At 57.0% G+C, this 16,296-nt stretch carries 13 protein-coding genes and 1 pseudogene; 6 read left to right on the forward strand and 8 right to left on the reverse strand.

Features of this window, described 5'->3' with window-relative positions; translation table 11 throughout:
* Positions 1 to 40 precede the first annotated feature (40 nt).
* The 4 genes from ACVWYF_RS21795 to ACVWYF_RS21810 form a co-directional block, all read right to left on the reverse strand.
* Positions 41 to 1,273, reverse strand: a complete 1,233-nt coding sequence (locus ACVWYF_RS21795; protein WP_457072175.1) for a glycoside hydrolase family 27 protein — start codon at positions 1,271 to 1,273, stop codon at positions 41 to 43.
* A gap of 134 nt (positions 1,274 to 1,407) precedes the next feature.
* Positions 1,408 to 2,523: a glycan-binding surface protein gene (locus ACVWYF_RS21800; protein WP_457072177.1), complete on the reverse strand. Its 1,116-nt coding sequence runs from the start codon at positions 2,521 to 2,523 to the stop codon at positions 1,408 to 1,410.
* Between the two features lie 75 nt (positions 2,524 to 2,598).
* Positions 2,599 to 4,287, reverse strand: a complete 1,689-nt coding sequence (locus tag ACVWYF_RS21805; protein ID WP_457072179.1) for a RagB/SusD family nutrient uptake outer membrane protein — start codon at positions 4,285 to 4,287, stop codon at positions 2,599 to 2,601.
* 25 nt (positions 4,288 to 4,312) lie between these two features.
* Entirely contained in the window at positions 4,313 to 7,432 is a 3,120-nt protein-coding gene (locus ACVWYF_RS21810; protein WP_457072181.1) for a SusC/RagA family TonB-linked outer membrane protein, read from the reverse strand.
* A 538-nt stretch (positions 7,433 to 7,970) separates the two neighbouring features.
* Between ACVWYF_RS21810 and ACVWYF_RS21815 the strand changes: the two genes are divergently transcribed.
* Entirely contained in the window at positions 7,971 to 8,423 is a 453-nt protein-coding gene (locus ACVWYF_RS21815; RefSeq protein WP_457072227.1) for a HipA domain-containing protein, read from the forward strand.
* Positions 8,424 to 8,808: 385 nt separating this feature from the next.
* On the opposite strand, the gene ACVWYF_RS21820 is transcribed toward ACVWYF_RS21815, so the two are convergent.
* Positions 8,809 to 9,753, reverse strand: coding sequence for a RepB family plasmid replication initiator protein (locus tag ACVWYF_RS21820; protein WP_457072183.1), 945 nt, complete (start codon positions 9,751 to 9,753; stop codon positions 8,809 to 8,811).
* Positions 9,754 to 10,071: 318 nt separating this feature from the next.
* Between ACVWYF_RS21820 and ACVWYF_RS21825 the strand changes: the two genes are divergently transcribed.
* A complete protein-coding gene (locus tag ACVWYF_RS21825; protein WP_457072185.1) occupies positions 10,072 to 10,245 on the forward strand; it encodes a hypothetical protein in 174 nt (57 codons plus the stop codon).
* 849 nt (positions 10,246 to 11,094) lie between these two features.
* On the opposite strand, the pseudogene ACVWYF_RS21830 reads toward ACVWYF_RS21825, so the two are convergent.
* Positions 11,095 to 11,746 (reverse strand): annotated as a pseudogene (locus tag ACVWYF_RS21830) (IS1595 family transposase).
* 107 nt (positions 11,747 to 11,853) lie between these two features.
* On the opposite strand from ACVWYF_RS21830, the gene ACVWYF_RS21835 reads away from it, so the two are divergent.
* The 3 genes from ACVWYF_RS21835 to ACVWYF_RS21845 are packed head-to-tail and all read left to right on the forward strand — an operon-like array spanning position 11,854 to position 12,822.
* Entirely contained in the window at positions 11,854 to 12,120 is a 267-nt protein-coding gene (locus ACVWYF_RS21835) for a RepB family plasmid replication initiator protein (protein WP_457072187.1), read from the forward strand.
* Between the two features lie 3 nt (positions 12,121 to 12,123).
* Positions 12,124 to 12,381: a hypothetical protein gene (locus tag ACVWYF_RS21840; RefSeq protein WP_457072189.1), complete on the forward strand. Its 258-nt coding sequence runs from the start codon at positions 12,124 to 12,126 to the stop codon at positions 12,379 to 12,381.
* A gap of 9 nt (positions 12,382 to 12,390) precedes the next feature.
* Complete coding sequence (locus ACVWYF_RS21845) at positions 12,391 to 12,822, forward strand: hypothetical protein (protein WP_457072191.1); 432 nt, start codon at positions 12,391 to 12,393, stop codon at positions 12,820 to 12,822.
* A gap of 850 nt (positions 12,823 to 13,672) precedes the next feature.
* Here ACVWYF_RS21845 and ACVWYF_RS21850 read toward each other — a convergent pair.
* Both ACVWYF_RS21850 and ACVWYF_RS21855 read right to left on the reverse strand, forming a co-directional pair.
* Positions 13,673 to 14,029: a hypothetical protein gene (locus ACVWYF_RS21850; RefSeq protein WP_457072193.1), complete on the reverse strand. Its 357-nt coding sequence runs from the start codon at positions 14,027 to 14,029 to the stop codon at positions 13,673 to 13,675.
* A complete protein-coding gene (locus ACVWYF_RS21855) occupies positions 14,029 to 14,820 on the reverse strand; it encodes a ParA family protein (RefSeq protein ID WP_457072195.1) in 792 nt (263 codons plus the stop codon). The genes ACVWYF_RS21850 and ACVWYF_RS21855 overlap by 1 nt, the downstream gene beginning before the upstream one ends.
* Positions 14,821 to 15,398: 578 nt before the next feature.
* On the opposite strand from ACVWYF_RS21855, the gene ACVWYF_RS21860 reads away from it, so the two are divergent.
* Positions 15,399 to 16,262 (forward strand): sigma-70 family RNA polymerase sigma factor, encoded by an 864-nt coding sequence (locus ACVWYF_RS21860; protein ID WP_457072197.1) that lies wholly within the window; start codon positions 15,399 to 15,401, stop codon positions 16,260 to 16,262.
* Positions 16,263 to 16,296: the final 34 nt, after the last annotated feature.

Consider the following 16,296-nt stretch of genomic DNA (forward strand, 5'->3'; position numbering starts at 1 on the left):
CCAGCATTGCTGGCGCGGCTTCTTTGCGTCGGGAAACGGGCTACTTGCCCAGCACCAGCAGCACCACGTCGTGGCCCGGCACGGTGGCCATGAAGGGCTTTTTGGTGGTGCCCACGTCTTTTTTGGCCCACACGTTGCGGACTTTGTAGGTAGTGGTGGCCGCTTTCAGCTCGGCCTTCGACAATTCATCCACTACCGGCGTGGCTTGCCAGTCGAAGCGCACCGGGCGGGGGCGCTTGGCGCGGTTGAGGAAGGTAACGGCCCATTTGCCACCGGCCAGGGGCTTGAGCCAGGTTTCGAGGCTGTCCTGGGCGGCGTAGCGGAAGCCCTGCACCCCCAGTTGGTCCTGGTTCACGGCCACGGCCTCTTTGTCGGTGAGAATGGCCACGGTGGCAGGTTTCATGGCCCGCACGTCGTTGCCGGTAATGAGCGGGGCGGCCAGCATGGCCCACATCGTGAAGTGGGCGCGGTCCTCGTTGGCCACCATGCCGTTACCCACTTCCAGCATGTCGGGGTCGTTCCAGTGGCCGGGGCCGGCGTACTGGCGCAGGCCGTCCTGCTTGTCGAGAATGGCCATCACGCCGAACGACTTCCAAGTGCCGTGGTCCTGCACGCAGTCGAAGCAGTTGTAGATGTCGCCGGTGGTGCGCCAGAGGTGGCCCACGCTCTGGCCCCAGGTCCAGGGCTTGTCGTTGCCCCATTCGCAGATGCTGAGCACCATGGGCCGGCCGGCCTTGCGTAGGGCGGCGGTGATGGTTTTATACGCGCCTTCGGCCTTCAGGCCTTCGGTGTTGCACCAGTCGTACTTCAGGTAATCCACGCCCCAGCTGGCGTACATCTGGGCATCCTGAAACTCGAAGCCACGGCTGCCGGGCCGGCCGCCGCAGGTTTGCGAGCCGGCATCGGAATACACCCCAAACTTGAGGCCTTTGCTATGCACGTAGTCGGCCAGGGCCTTCATGCCGCTGGGAAAGCGCTTGGCATCGGGCTGGATGAAGCCCTGCGCGTCGCGGTCGCCGTGCCAGCAATCGTCGATGTTGATGTACGTGTAGCCGGCATCTTTCATGCCCGAGCTGACCAGCGCATCGGCCACCTGCTTAATCAGATTTTCATCGACGTTGCAGGCAAACTTGTTCCAGCTGTTCCAGCCCATGGGCGGAGTCAGGGCCAGGCCATCGTATTTTTTGTAGTTCTGAACGTAGTTGTCGCCCTGCGCCCGGGCCGGGCGGGCGGCGCACAGGCCGAGCAGAGAAAGGAAAAGCAGTTTTTTCATGTAGCTAAATAGGTTCGGGATGGATGGGGTCCAAGCGAAGGAGCAGCGGCCTGACACTGCAAGCCGCTGCTCCCGTTGAATGATAACGTAATCAGCTCACCTCTTTTCCCTTATCAGTCAATTGCCCGGTCGGCCTAGTTTTTGGGCACCACGCGGAAGGTGTCGAACGAGATGTCGGCATCGAGGGCGCCGTCGCCGTGGAAGATGAACTTGAATTCGTGCTGCGGCTTCGAAGCCAGCAGGCCCTTGTTCACAATGTCGCTCATCTTGATGGTGACCGTGCTCCACTTGCCGCGGGTGTTCACGGGTGGCTTCCACTGGTACGTGTTGGTCGAGCCGGCGTCGCCGTCAATCATAAACTTGATGACGTTGGTACTGAAGGGTTTGAGGGTATTCACCTCAAACTTAAGCAGGTAGTTGCCGGGGTTGGTCACCACATCGGCCGGTACGGTCAGGTTAGTGGCCGAAAACTCGGTCCAGGCCCAGGCACCAATGGTCTGGTTCACGCGTATGAACGGTCCGTTGACGGGGGCCGGCGTGGGCCCGGTGGTGATAAACGTGGTCCCGCCCCACACGCTGCCTCCGGTGTCATAGCCGAAAACAACGTTGCGGTCGTCCTTGTAGCGGCCGGGCACGGCCGCTTCCGTGCTATTGGCGTCCACTACTTTCACCGTGTTGCCCGGCGTGGCCGAAGCCGGCACGACGAAGAATACCGAGTCGCTGGTGGCCCGGGTGATGGGCACTTGGGCACCCGCCCACAGCACCTTGCCCGAGGTTTTTGAGATGCCGTACAGGTCGAAGTTCAGGCCGACCACGGCGGCTGTTTGGCCGGGGGCCGTGTATTCGTTGCTCAAGCCCAGCACCGACAGCGGCGGGATGGACAGGGTATAGGTTTTTTCGGCCATGCCCCCGTCGGTGGTGACAGTGATTTTGTTGCTCACCACTTTGGGCACGGCTCGCGGAATGCGTATCGTAATTTCCGAAGTCGTCACATACGCGTCAGCCAGCGGAGCCTCCACGTCATTGAACATCACCTGCTTCACGTTGCAGAAGTTGTTGCCGCGGATGATAATCCAATCGGCCAGGTTGCCGGTGGTTAGCGTGGTATCGCGCTTGGTGGTCTTGGTGATGTCGGTAATCGAGGGGGTGCCGCACACGTCTTCGGTTTCCTTTTTGCAAGCCGAAAAGGCAACGGTGCCCAGCACGAGCGCGGCAACCCAGAATTTATTGAGCTGAGTAGTAAAGTTCATGATATAGTTGAAGTTAGGTGGGTGGGAAAGCCTTTGCGCGGGCCCCCGGTGGTCGGGGACCCGCGCCGGCACACACTACCAGCCGGGGTTGTTGCCGGTGATGGTTTTGTTGGAATTAAGCTCGGCCTGTGGAATGGGATACAGCAGGTGCTTTTGCTGCCGGCGCTTGATGACGCTGTTCTCGTCGATGTCGAGGGCATTCATCACGGGCAGGTAAATGCCCCAGCGAATCAAGTCCCAGCGACGGTCGCCTTCCAGGGCCAGCTCGCGGCGGCGCTCCTCCAAAACAAACGAGCGGAACTGTTGCTGGTTGAGTGAGGTGCTCACCTCGGAGGCGCTGTTGCGGCGGCGCACCTTGTTCACGGCCTCGCGGGCCTCAGCGGTGGGGCCGCCGTTGGCTTCGTTGGCGGCTTCGGCGTACATCAGCAGCACGTCAGCGTAGCGCAGCAGCGAGAAGTTGTAGTTCGCCCGGTTCTTGCCGCGGTCGCTCACGGCCTCAAACTTGCGAAGGCGGGCAATGTGGGCGTCGTCGATGCCTGACTGGTCGGTGGGCAGGTAGCCGTAGAAGGCACGGCGCGTCACGGCGGCCGGGCTGTTGTCGAGGCCCTTCACAACGGAGCTGTCGCTCAGGGGGTAATAATGCACGCCGCCCCACATTTTCCAGCGGTGCAGCACGCCTTCATTGATGCGTTGGTCGGCGGGCTCAAACAGGTTGTACCAGTGGTCGGAAGCCCCAATCCAGCCGCCTTCGATTTCGCCCGAGGTGGGCACGATGCGACCGGCGCGAAACAGCGAAATCTCGTTGCCGTAGAGCGGGTCGTCCGAGATGGTCTGCAGCGTCCAGATGTATTCGCTGCCGTTCTGGTTGGCGGCGGTACACAGGTCGGCGTGCGTGGCAAACAGTTGGTATTGGTTGCTGGTCATCACCTCCTGGGCCTTGTCGCGGGCCAGCTTAAAGTAATCGGCCGAATTCAGGCCATCGAGGCCCGCCACCACCGTCTTGCTGTGCGTAATGGCACGGGGAGCCAGCAGCGCCTTTTTGCCGTTTACCTGCTGGGTGGTGGGGCCACCAAGCACGGTAACTTGGCCGCTTGGCAGCGAGCCCGACGCCATGGTGAGGTACACCTTGGCGAGCAGGCTGCTGGCCGCGCCCTTGCTGGGCCGGCCCGCCTGGAAGCCGGCATCGGCTTTGCCGTACAGGTTCGCCTCGGCCAGTTTCAGGTTCTCGATAACGAAAGCGTAGATGTCCTTCACCGGGGTGCGGGGCTGCTGCGGGGACGTACCTTCGGAAATCGACTTGCTGAACAGCGGCACGTCGCCGTACGAGCGCACCAGCAGGAAGTAGGCCCAGCCGCGCAGGAAGTACAGCTGGCCCAACACATTTTTCTTGGTGGCCTCGTCGGCCCCGGCCATGGCCTGCACCTGCGAGATGCCATAGTTGCACCGGTGAATTAGCACGTAGGGGCCGTTCCAGCCGGTGTCGATGCCCCAGTAATTCTGGAAGTTGCCCGCTCCCACATCGCCAAACGCCCAGCTCGGGCCGGTGGCGTCGTCGTTGTCGTAATCCCAGAGGTTAGGGAACTGCCCGTAGCGGAACATTGCGTCCGACACGAGGGAATTCAGGGCCCCGTTGCCATACAGGTTGGGGTCTTTTATCTGGTCGGGGCTAACGGCATCGAGCGGGGTTTCGGTTAGAAAGTCTTTACAGGCGGTGGTTGCCAGCGAGGCAACGGCGAGGAGAGCAATAGTGATGACCTTTTTCATGGGGATAAGGGCGCTTACTAAAGGGTTAGAATCCGGCGCGAAGTCCCAGGGTGAACACGCGGCTGTTGGGGTAAGAATTCATGTCGACCCCCCGGCGCGAGGGGTCGCCGCCGAAGGCGTTCACGTCCGGGTCGAACCAGCTGTATTTGGTCCAGGTCAGCACGTTGCTCACGCTGGCGTATAGGTTCACCGACTCAATAAAGCTCACCGGCTTTTTGAAGAGGTAACCCACGTTGATGTTCTTGAGGCGGACATAGGAGCCGTCCTCAATCAGGCGGTTTGACAGGGGCATGTAGCGGGTGTCGGCGGCCAGGGCCTTGGGCCAAGTGGCGTTGGCGGCGTTCTCGGGGGTCCAACGGCCGTTGTACACAAACTCGGGGATGTTGGCCACTTTGCCCATCCGAATCTGGTAGAGGTTGGTGTTCACGATGTCGTTGCCCTGCACACCCTGGAAGAACACGCTCAGCGTGAGGTTGCGGTAACTGAAATTATTGGTCACGCCGAAGGTGTACTTCGGGTTGGTGTTGCCGATAATCTGGCGGTCCTTCGCGCCCAGCGTGGAGCCGTCCTCGTCAAATTGCTTGTACTTGATTTCGCCAATCATCATGCGCTGCACGTTCTCGGGCTTGTTGGCGTACTGGGGGTCGTTTTTCACCTCGGCCAGGTTGTCGTAAAAACCGTCTTCCACAAAGCCGTAGAGCACGCCGATGGGCTGGTTGTTGCGCTGCAAAAACAGGTTATCAACCCCAAAGTAGAGGCGCTGCGAGAACTGGTCGCCCGGCAAGTCCAGCATCTGGTTGCGGTTGAAGGAGATGTTGGCGTTCACGTCCCACTTAAGCAGGGAGGTGTTCACCACCGAGCCAAAGGCCGAAATTTCCAGGCCCTTGTTTTCCACGGTGCCAAAGTTGGTCAGCTGCTGGCCAAAGCCCGTGCTGCCTGGCGTCTGGATGGGTTGCAACAGGTCAACCGTGCGCTTCTTGTACACGTCTACCGTCACGTTCAGGCGATTCTGCATGAAGCCCATGTCCAGGCCAACGTTGTACTGGCCGGTGGTTTCCCAGCGCAGGTTCTCGTCGGACACCCCACGATACGTCGGCTCGGCGTAGCCAGCTTGTAGGTTGTTACCCAGCGGGTAGGGCGAGAAGCTGAACAGCGACAGCGACCGGTACGAGCCAATGCCTTGGTTGCCGGTCTGGCCGTAGCCCCCGCGCAGCTTCAGGGTGCTGAACAGGTTTAGGTTCTGAATAAAGGGCTCTTCCGAAGCATTCCAGGCCAGGGCAAACGAAGCAAAGTTGGCGTACTTATTCCTAGTGGTAAACTTGCTCGACCCATCGCGGCGGAACGAAGCCGTGGCCAAGTAACGGCCTTTGTAGCTATAGTTCACGCGGGCCAGCGTGGAAAATAGCGCGTTTTCCGTTTTGCCGCTGGCCAGCTGCTTTTGGGTGCTGCCGTTGGCGAGGTTGTTGTCCTGCAGCAAGTCGTCGGGGAAGCCCCGCACCGACGTGTTGCGGTAATAGGAGTAGCCGGTCTCACGGGTTACGCCTACGACGGCGCTAACGGTGTGGTCGGTGGCAAACGTGCGGTTGAAGTTCAGCAGAGACTCCAGGGTGATGCCGCGCCAGGTGTCGTCCGATACCATGGCGTAGCCCGCCGTGGTGCGGCCTTCTTGTAGGTTGCTGCCGTAGTACACCTCCCGGTTGTTGGTGTTGTAGTTCAGGCCAAAGTTCTGGCGGAAGCTCAGCCAGTCGGTGAAGGTGAGCTGCGCGTAAGTCGAGGAGTAGATGCCTGATGAGGCCGTCTGGTCCTTGGCTGAGCGGGTATAGGCGCGGGGATTGGCAGCAGCGTACCACGAGATGTCGTTTTCCGCGCCCTTCGAGCTTGGGGTGCTTTCGGCCGGCAGCGTGGGCGGGAAGGCGATGGCCGAACTGATAACGCTGGCTTCGTTGCCGTTCGAGTTGCTCTTGCTCAGGTTGTAGCTCGTGAAGGTCAGGTTGTTGTTGGTGCCAATTTCAATCCACTTGTGAATTTTGCGGTTGATGTTGGCCTGCAGACCGTAGCGCGTGAAGCCCGAGTTCACCACAATGCCCTGTTGGTCGAGCATGTTGCCCGATACCGAGTAGCCGCCTTTGTCACTGCCGCCCGACATGCGCAGGGTGTAGTCCTTCGTCAGGGCGTTTTGAAAAATCTCTTTCTGCCAGTCCGTGCCCGTAAAGCCGTCGGGGAGCGACGTGCCCTGCACGCCGGTCAGAAAGTCTTCGGGGGCCGGGTTCCGCACCGGCAGGCCCGTAACGCGGTCGATGACACTGGTGCCGGAAAAAGGGGCACCGGCGGGTGTGGCCGTAGTGCCGTTGTAGGCACCGGCATTGAAATACGCCTCGTTCTGAAACAGGGCGTAGTGGTAGGCATCAAGCACCTTCACCTGCTTCGAGATGGTGGCCAGGCTGGTGTTGGCCACTACTTCGATGCGGTCCTGCCCGGCTTTGCCTTTCTTGGTCGTGATGAGCACCACGCCATTGGCTCCGCGCGAACCGTAAATGGCCGTGGCCGAAGCGTCTTTTAGTACTTCAATCGACTCAATGTCTTGCGGGTTTATATAGGACAGGGAGTTGGTGGATTGCCCCTGCCCGCCCGATGAGGAAGCAGTGGAAGGCGGCGAAGTAAACGGAATACCGTCAATTACATACAGTGGCTCGCTGCCGGTGAACGAGTTGCTGCCCCGAATGGTGAGGCTGATGCCCGCGCCGGGGGCTCCGTCGCTGCGGTTCACCACCACGCCCGCCACCTGCCCTTGAAGGCCCTGGTTGATGCTGGTGGGGATGGTTTTAAGCAGGTCGTCGGTTTTCACCGTGGCAATGGCTCCGGTCACGTCGCTGCGCTTCTGGGTGCCGTAGCCCACCACCACTACTTCTTCCAGGGCTTTGGCATCGGCATCCAGCTTCGGCGAGATAGTCGACTGGCCCTTTACCGCTATTTCCTCGGCCTTGAACCCTACAAATGAGAACACCAGCACCGCGTTATCGTTGGCCACAGAAAGGCTATACGTCCCATCAATGTTGGTGATGGTGCCTTTGGTAGTGCCTTTTTCGCTGATGCTCACGCCGGGTAGCCCTTCACCAGTTTTGGCATCGGTTACTTTTCCGCCCACGGCGACCTGAGCAAAAACAGCCGCCGGCCACAAAGCCAACGCAAGCAAAAAACATGTTAGTAAGAAGTTTTTCATACAAAATGAGGATGAAATAAAAAGTTGCCAAACCATCCGTGCTCACTAGTAGCAGCGGTGCAGTAATCCCAAAAAGTCAGGCTGTTGCCTATAAGCCAGCGGCAATGCTTCCACTGCTTGGGCTTGGGCCTACGAGGCCTCCCCCGCACGGCGGCTGGGGAGAGGACGGGGCAGGGGCATACCCCGGCAAAAAATAGCGATGCTCATAGTGGTGGGAATTGAAGATTTAAATGTGGGTAAGTAAGAGCAAGCGAAAGGCTGCGCCTTCCGTAATCGTTTGCGGAAGCAATTTAGCAAACTAAAAGGTTTTAGCAAATAGTTTGATTCGAGCGTTATTGACCGCTTTTTGCCATAACTGACGAAGCCAGTGAAATCGTTTGCGGTTGCAATATATCACACTAAAACGTTTTAGCAAATATTTTCCAATTCGTGGCAGTTACAGAATGCGTGTCCGGTATGGGCTCTGCTTCGCAACTGGAAGTCGCAAGACAACAAGCAATACCTCGACAATGCGGTAGTCCGCTGTCGGTTCTCCGAACGGGTTTCGGCGCACAACCAGGACGACCATACCAAGAACATTTCCTTTATGATGAATCTGGCCGCCGTGTGGAGCTTATCGCCGGCTTACGACGTGACGCGTTCTCACAACCCCACGGGGCAATGGTCCAGCCAGCATCAGATGTCGCTGGCGGGCAAGGTCGATGATTTCACGGAGGATGATTTCATGCAGCTGGCCAAGAACGTGCAGGTGAAAAAGCCCCGGGAGATAATCCAGCGGGCGGTTGACGCGGTGGTTAGTTGGCCCACGTTTGCGGCGGAAGCAGAAGTGCCAGAAAAACAGCAACAGGCCATTGCCAAAACGCACCGCCTGCAGCTGTTCAGCGGCCTTAGCCAATCGAGTTCGTCGGTACTGTAGGGGGCGGGATTCGGTGCTGGAAGCAGCGCTAGCCGGAGCCGGACAAAACGATAAGTCAGCACGCAAAGGCGCGCAAGGACTGCTGGCTCTGGCATCGTGTACGTGCTATTGTAGCAAAGTAACCAGCCTAACGACGGGACGTAAAAAACGAAGCCCTGACCGGGAACACGGTCAGGGCTTCGGAAGCAGGTGGTGGAACCCCCAAACTTCCATTCTATGAAACGAAATCTAAGTCTACGCATTACAAGCGTGAGAGCCAACGGGGCTGTGAATCGTTTCCCCTCGGCGCCAAAAGCTTGCGTTGCTTGGCAGGCGATTAGGCGACGTTGCTGAGTTAAGTTGGTATGACCAGTGCCGGCCCGCCGTCCGTTCAGGCCAGGCCGGCTTACCGCAGCCCGCAAATTTTCAAGAAAAGTCCCCCCGGGTTTTTGGTCGCCTTGACTTTATCGGTTTTGAGCTGGTAGGTGAACTTAAACAGCTGGTCGAGGTGCTTGGGGTCCCCGAGAATAGTGGCCACAAGCTGCGGCTGTGTAATGCCCAGCGCTTCCAGGTGCTGCTTGGCCGAGTACACCCGTGCGTCTTCGGCGGGCTGCTCAAAGGGAATGGGCAGCTGCTGGGGCTGCTGGCGCGCGATGGTGAAGCGCACCGCGTCGTAAGCCCGCCCCTTCTTGAGCAGTTGATAATCAATCCTGAGGTCGGTGTGCTCGCTGACCTGGCGCACGGCGATGTCGAGCACCCGGGCTTTGAGCTGGCTGATGTTTTGGAACAGTTCCGGCTCCTTGCCCTTGGGGTCTTTCAGGTGCAGCATCTGCTTGAGCTCGTCCAGTGGGTAGGTGCGCGTGGTGGCCTTATCTTTCCACTGGCTGACGAGTTGGTAGATGCGCTTGGCGTACTTGCTGCTCAGCTTCAGGGCCGAGTGCAACTGGTAGGACGTGAAATTCTCCTTGAGGTTGAATAGAAACGGCCGGATGGGCGTGGCTAACTGAATCTGCAGGCAGCCCTTGCCCTTGATGTACTCCACCCGTTGGAACATCCAGAGCTGCTGGTAGGTGCGCTCGTTTTCCACCTCGAACATGCGCGAGCCCATGTCGGCCGTCGCTTCGCGCAGCTGCTGGTAGTTCCATTGCCGCCCGGTCAGGGCCTCCACGTCCTTGACGTAGATGGTGTACTCCCGATCCGGCGCGTCGTCGCGCCGCAGGCGGGAAAGCAAGAAGAAGAAGATGTCGAGCTGGCAGGCCGTGTAATCGTAGCGGGCTTGGGTGATGGCGTTGTGCTGGCGCACAACGGGCGTGGGCTCCGCCAAGGCGACGGCAGTTACAACAGGCTCCATGGACACGGGTAAGTGGCGTGATATGAAGCAAATGTAACCAGTCTGCCGCTATTAAAACCACGGTGGTAATTGGCCGTGGTAGTTCACTTATAAAACGTGGTGGCCGGGCTTATAAGACGTGGTAGTTCACTTATAAAACGTGGTAATTAAAAGTATAAAACGTGGTTTTTCGCTTATAAAACGTGGTTTTATACCCTTATATACTGCTGAATATCAGTGAGTTGTGAGCCCTACAAATAGACAAGTAAATACAAATACTCACAAAGTTGTTGTCCGGCACCAAAAAAGCATTTAGAATAATGGTTTGATTCAGGCAATATGGAAAACAAAAAACAACAAAAAAGGGAACGTAAACCTTACAAAAATACAGGAATTGCACTTAATCAAGTATATTTTACTTTAATCAATGTTAAAACCACTTTTTATAAGTTGCTATTAGCTGCTCCAGTTTCATACGTTGCAGCAGCATTAGCACGCTTTTTAGCTTCTTAAAACACTACATTCGGCTGGATTTGCGCAGTGACAGCCTCCCAACTGATACGAACTACCACGTTTTATAAGTGACTCCCGGGGCTTCCGCCACTAACTAGCACGTTTTATAAGCAATGATTGGCCGTGATAAAAAAGCTAACCAGCCCTTTTATCCGCGTTTAAGGTTACACAACCTCGGGAGTAAACCCGACAAGAATATCAAATTAGTGGCAGAGCCGCTGTTCTAAGTGAAGATTGGTACGCCAACTTCAGGGTACCTGATTCAACCACGGGGCCTGTTCATCGAGCGGTGTGTACAGCCCTTTTTGGAAAGGCTGATGATGGCGCATTACCACTTTCAATCTACCATAAGGAAATAAAATTCAGGGCTTGGTCATTCTATGCACGCCGGTAGGTGCGGCAGTTATCCCGTAACGCCAGTATCCGCTCCAGGTTTGTTGGGTCGTTACCCACCAAAACCGTGAGCTGGGTCAGGGCCCGTTTGTAATCAGCTTCCGAATGAATGTCCATAAGACAACGGCTTATAAAACGTGAGAGAAGGAGGGGTAGGGAACAAAAGCAAATGCTCCCCTTCTCCCCCGCCGCTGGGTGCCGATAAGGGTTAAGTCCAGCATAACCGGATGATGGTCGCCGCTAATAAACAGTGGCTCGACGCGGCACTGGTTTGGTGCTGTGACTGTTTTGTTCGCTTGGTTCAAGCGTTGGGTCATGCGTTAGAGGTTTTCCAACGCCTAGGCGGGGTCTTCATCTCCCGGCACGAGACAAGGCAAGTACTAGGTATTTAACAACCGGCTTCGGCTCCTTCAAAAGTGGGTGTTGATAAACAAGGGGCTTAGGAAGCAAACTGGGTCATAGGGGTTGTTGACGAAGCAATTTAAGGAGCACTTTATAGAGACCCTCGTAGCGGTGATTGAAGCAGAATTCAGACTCTTTCAAATACAGCAAAAAGGTGTGTTTAGGCACACCCTTGAATTGTTAGAGGCGGGCTTTGGCAAAGCTCCAGAAGGACTCGATGCCGTTGATGTGCGAGGCCCCTTGCACAAACTCATCCTGGCCGTGACGGACGCGGAAATGGCGGTCGAAGCCCTCGTCCACCAGCCCGTCGCACCCGCGCCAGCCGTCGGTGTTGACCATGGCCGAAACGTCAATTTTAACGCGAATAATGGCTTGCAGGGTCTTTTTCGAACAATCCAGAACAATTTCAGTGTAACCCTGCCCGCCGCGTTTGAACAGGCAAAAGACAATGGTTTTGCCGCTCGCGCCGCGGGCCGAAGTAGCTTTCGTCGAGTTCGACGGCCCTGGCCAATTCGGCCGGCACGGGGTTCCACGCCAGGAATCGGTGGCGCAAACGCAGGTAGAGCGCATTGACGGCGCGGGTGCTCAGCCCCGTGAGTCGAGCCGCGTCCGAGGCCGTCAAATCCAAGGCAAAAAGCCACAGCAAGTAGCGAAATTTGACATCCGAAAGTTTACTGCACCTATAATGGCGGTTAGCCGGTTGCATAACAATAAGTTACGCCCTTACTCCTGATTTTTGCTTCCTAAGCCCCTTGTTCAACAACCCCCTACCTGCCGATATGGCAGCGCGTGGGCGGGGCGGTGGGCATAGCCGTGGTAGCAGAGTTGCTGGACCACTTTGGTGAATATACGCTGCACATTGAAGAGCTTAGTCCCGAGGGCCGCCGCAGCCAAAAGCGGACGTATAACATTATTCCCTTGGTAGATTACACCCAGTACCGCGATGGCGAGGCTTTTATCGAGGCGCGGTTCAATAACCTGCTCCTCCCCTACTTGCTGGAGCTGCGGGATAATTTTACTAAGGGGCAGCTACTGGAATTATTGAAGATAAAAAGCCCCAATACTTTTCGTATTTACTAGCTTTTGCGCGAATACGCCTCTTTCGGCAAGCGGACCATCCCGCTGGTTGAGTTGAAGGCCAATCTCAGCCTAAACGAAGAATACGACCGCTTCAATAATTTCCGCGTCCGCATGCTGGACCGCACGCAGAAAGAACTGGCCGATACGGATACTGCCTTTTCTTACGAGCTAGTTAAACATGGCCGTGAGGTCAGCGCCATTGAATTCCGATTCGGCCAGCACTTACCGGCTGATGCTGATAAAGAACCCCTGTTACCATAGGAGCAGGCCGTGCTGGCGACGGGCGTGTCGCTGAGTAGCCTGCCCCAGATTAGGAACCGGCTGACCGCCGGTGATTACAAAGTAGGCTACATCCACTACGTCCTAGAGACGGTGAAGCGCCAAGTACAGGCCGGTAAGGTCAAGCGCGAAACCGGGCCCGTGTTCAAGGCCTTGACGGAATGCTATCTGCTGCCGGACTACTTCAAAGCGCAACTGCGCCAGAAGCCGTCGGAGGCGAAGCTCCAACCAAAGTCTAAGAACAGTCCTGCTGTGACGTCCCGGCTGCGAAGGCTGCAAAGTGAATTGGATGACGCACACAACAATTTGCGTTTCACCGAAACCACCTCTATCTACACGGATGAGACCCGAATCAGTCCGCTACAGGAAATAAAGCGAACTATTGCGCTGCTGGAACAGGAGCGGCAGCAACTCACGGCGTAACACCTCAAATTAGGGGCTTCTTGGGCCTCATTGCCTTTGACGCCTTGGTTGGGCTGCTGGTCATGGCCAGCAGCGTGAGCTCGATAGTATTACGCAGCATTTTTGGTTGGCGGTTAAGCTGACGCTGCACGCGCAGACCAGCTACCGCAGTGCTTAACAGCTACGCCTGCGCCCGGGAGGAAGCGGTGCTTTTTACCCTACCTGTTTGCTGTCCCTCCTTTAGCAAAGCGACGAGCTGGAATTCGAGAAACTGCTGGCTCTCATCGACTATTGCCTAAACCTCGGTATCCTGAGGCAAAAGCGCACTCCCTGTCTTAACCAAGAAACAACCTTGGGGGAGCGGTTGGAAGCTGGGAATATCAGCGGTAAATTCCAACACCCGCCGCAGCCGTACCAGTACCGTTTCGTTGGCATCAGTACTCGGCGCCGATAACTGCCGGTGCAACTCCTGCTGACAATAGCGCAGGGTCAAAATGAACAGCTGGTGCTTGCTGCTGAAAAGCTCGTAAATTTCTGGTTCGATTGAGGCGCATCTTCACCCCCAGGTCTATAACCGCTGTGGCTTCGTAACCCAGCTGCCAGAATACCGAAAAAGCCGCTTACAGTGCCCGGGTTTTATCAACTTGTGCAGAACGTGCTATGGAATCTAAAATGTAGCAGCCAATACCCGATAGTGAGTCCCCTCCCCTGCTTTCAGTGGAGCGAACAGTATTATGCGCTATTGTGGATTGCTCGTTGAGTAGAGCATTTTGCGGCACATCTGGCCGATGATAAAGACGCCTGTGGGCTTACCCAAAGTGTATTGTTGGTTTGTCATGTTGCTGTCAATACGACAAACCAACAATACAATTTATTTCTTTCTAAGCTTTTCCCGGAGCTTAGCTGCCGCTTTTGGTGGAAGGGGCTGATGGGCCTGGGCCTTGTCAGTGAGGTAAGCCCGTAGAGCCGCGTCCAGAATCTCCTGCAGTTCGGCCTCGGCATGGTGCTCATACTGCCGGAGCATGACGTACACGTCTGGTTTGAGCTGGTTCGTGAAGATGACGCGCGTGGCAGCCTCTCCCTCATCTTCCAGCGCCGCAGTGGCGGGAACAGTCGGATGCACTGGAGCAGGAGGCATCGGCGTACCGAAAAGGTGCGCATCGATGGAGGGCGCGGCGGCTGGGGTGGGCACTGGTGGGCGGCTGCCGGTCAGGTTAGGCTTTTGCATTAGGCAAGGCGGCTTAAAATTTCGTCGGTCAGGGCCGCGTAGTCAGCGGCCCCGGAGGAGGACGGCGCGTAGTCGTAAACGGGTTGCTGCATGCTCTGCGCTTCAGCTAGGGCAATGCTTTCCCGAATCGTCTGCGTGAGCACCAGCCCGGCCAATCCCTGGTCTTGCTGCAAGTCGCCGGCGTACTGTTTATGCAATGCCCGGCGGTAAGTGGGCGCGTACTTGGTAAAAAAGATGCCCCCTATCCGCAACTGCTCGTTGAAGTTTTGCCGAATGCGCTCCACCATTTCCAGCAGTGCCGCCATGCCCGCGCTGCCGAATAAATCCGGAACCATGGGCACGAAGACCGCGTGACTGGCCGCCAGCGCCGCTAGCGTCAGCGGTCCCAGGCTCGGAGGGGTGTCGAGGATGACGTACTCGTACTGGCTGGCTAGGCCGGCGAGCTGGCGCTTGAAAAAGAAGATGTAGTCCGCCTGTGTGCCGAATATCTTCTCCTGCTGGCCCATCAAGCGGTTGGCCGCTACCACCGCCAACGAGCGGTCGGGCTGCGGGCGCTGGCTCAGCGTGGCGAGGGTATGGGCGCTGGGCCGTCCATCGGGCGCATCCAGCAGGGCATCTCCCAAATGGCCGCGGGCCGGGTCGGTTCCCAGCGTAAGCGTGGCATTGGCCTGCGGGTCGGCGTCGATAAAGAGGACCGAATGGCCAAGGGCCGCAAGGCGGTGCGCAACCCCCAGCGCGGAAGTGGTCTTGCCTTGCCCGCCCTTGTTGTTAGCAAACGTTAGAATCTGCATGAAATACGGGATTGATATGTGGCAAATGTAGCGACTTCTGACCATATGACAATACGTATTGCTAACAAAACGTACATATGTCAGTTTGGCAATACAACAAGCCTATTTGTTAGCAAGCTGATTTGATGTAATTATGACATGCCAAATTTACATATTGTTGTACGTATAACAATATAAATTGACAGCCGCATTCACTATCATACAGACGTATGCCCATTCCACTGTCCAGATTGTGAACACACAAACTGCTTGAAAATTAATTTCCTTGTCTTGAAAACAGGTAGTTCGACTGAGTGAAAGGAGAGGGGCCCTGATTAAAAGCTTGGTCCCAACTTTAAATGGCTGGCTTACGCCCCCTTCAGGGAGCTTCCCTGCGACCAATGAAGCGGGTAGGGCTGCCCTGACAATTCCGGGGGTATCGCCACCAGTAGTTACCAGCCAGAACCTGGGCTTTACCCTCGCCGTGAACCTTTCCGCAGCGTGGCGTCTTGATACCCGTTGGACTAGGCCGAATCGCCAAGCGCCGGGGAATGGTCCTTGGTCTGCTTTGAACCCGAAATAAGAAATATCGTTACCGCATGAGACAACTCAAAATCAGCAAACAGATTACCAACCGCGAAAGCCAGTCCCTGGATAAGTACCTGCAGGAGATTGGCAAAGTGAGCTTGGTGTCCATCGACGAGGAAGTGGAGCTCGCCCAACGCATTCGCGAGGGCGACCAAATGGCCCTCGAAAAGCTGACCAAAGCCAACTTGCGTTTCGTGGTATCGGTGTCCAAGCAGTACCAGAACCAGGGCCTAACCCTGGGCGACCTCATCAACGAGGGCAACCTGGGGCTGATTAAAGCGGCCAAGCGCTTCGACGAGACGAAGGGCTTCAAGTTCATCTCTTACGCCGTGTGGTGGATTCGCCAGTCGATTCTGCAAGCCCTGGCCGAGCAGAGCCGCATCGTGCGCCTGCCCCTGAACCGGGTGGGCTCGCTCAACAAAATCAGTCGCTCGTTCTCGGAGCTGGAGCAGAAGTTCGAGCGGGAACCCTCGGCCGACGAGATTGCCGAGCTGCTGGAACTGAGCACCGCTGAGGTGGCTGACACGCTCAAAATTGGGGGCCGCCACGTCTCGATGGATGCGCCCTTCGTGCAGGGCGAGGAGAACCGCCTGTTGGACGTGATGGTGAATGCAGATGCGGAAAGCCCCGATGCCGGCTTGCTGCATGATTCCCTGCGCCGGGAGGTCCAGCGCGCCCTCTCGACCCTGACCCTACGCGAGGCCGACGTCGTCACGCTGCACTTCGGACTGAATGGCCACGCGGCGCGGACGCTGGAAGAGATTGGCGAGCAGTTCAACTTGACCCGCGAGCGGGTGCGGCAGATTAAGGAAAAGGCCATCCGCCGCCTTAAACACACTACGCGCTCGAAAGCGTTGAAGCCTTACCTGAGCTAGCGGTTACGGTCAACTTGATGGACCTTTCCAGTAT

The organism is Hymenobacter sp. UYAg731, assembly GCF_054061335.1.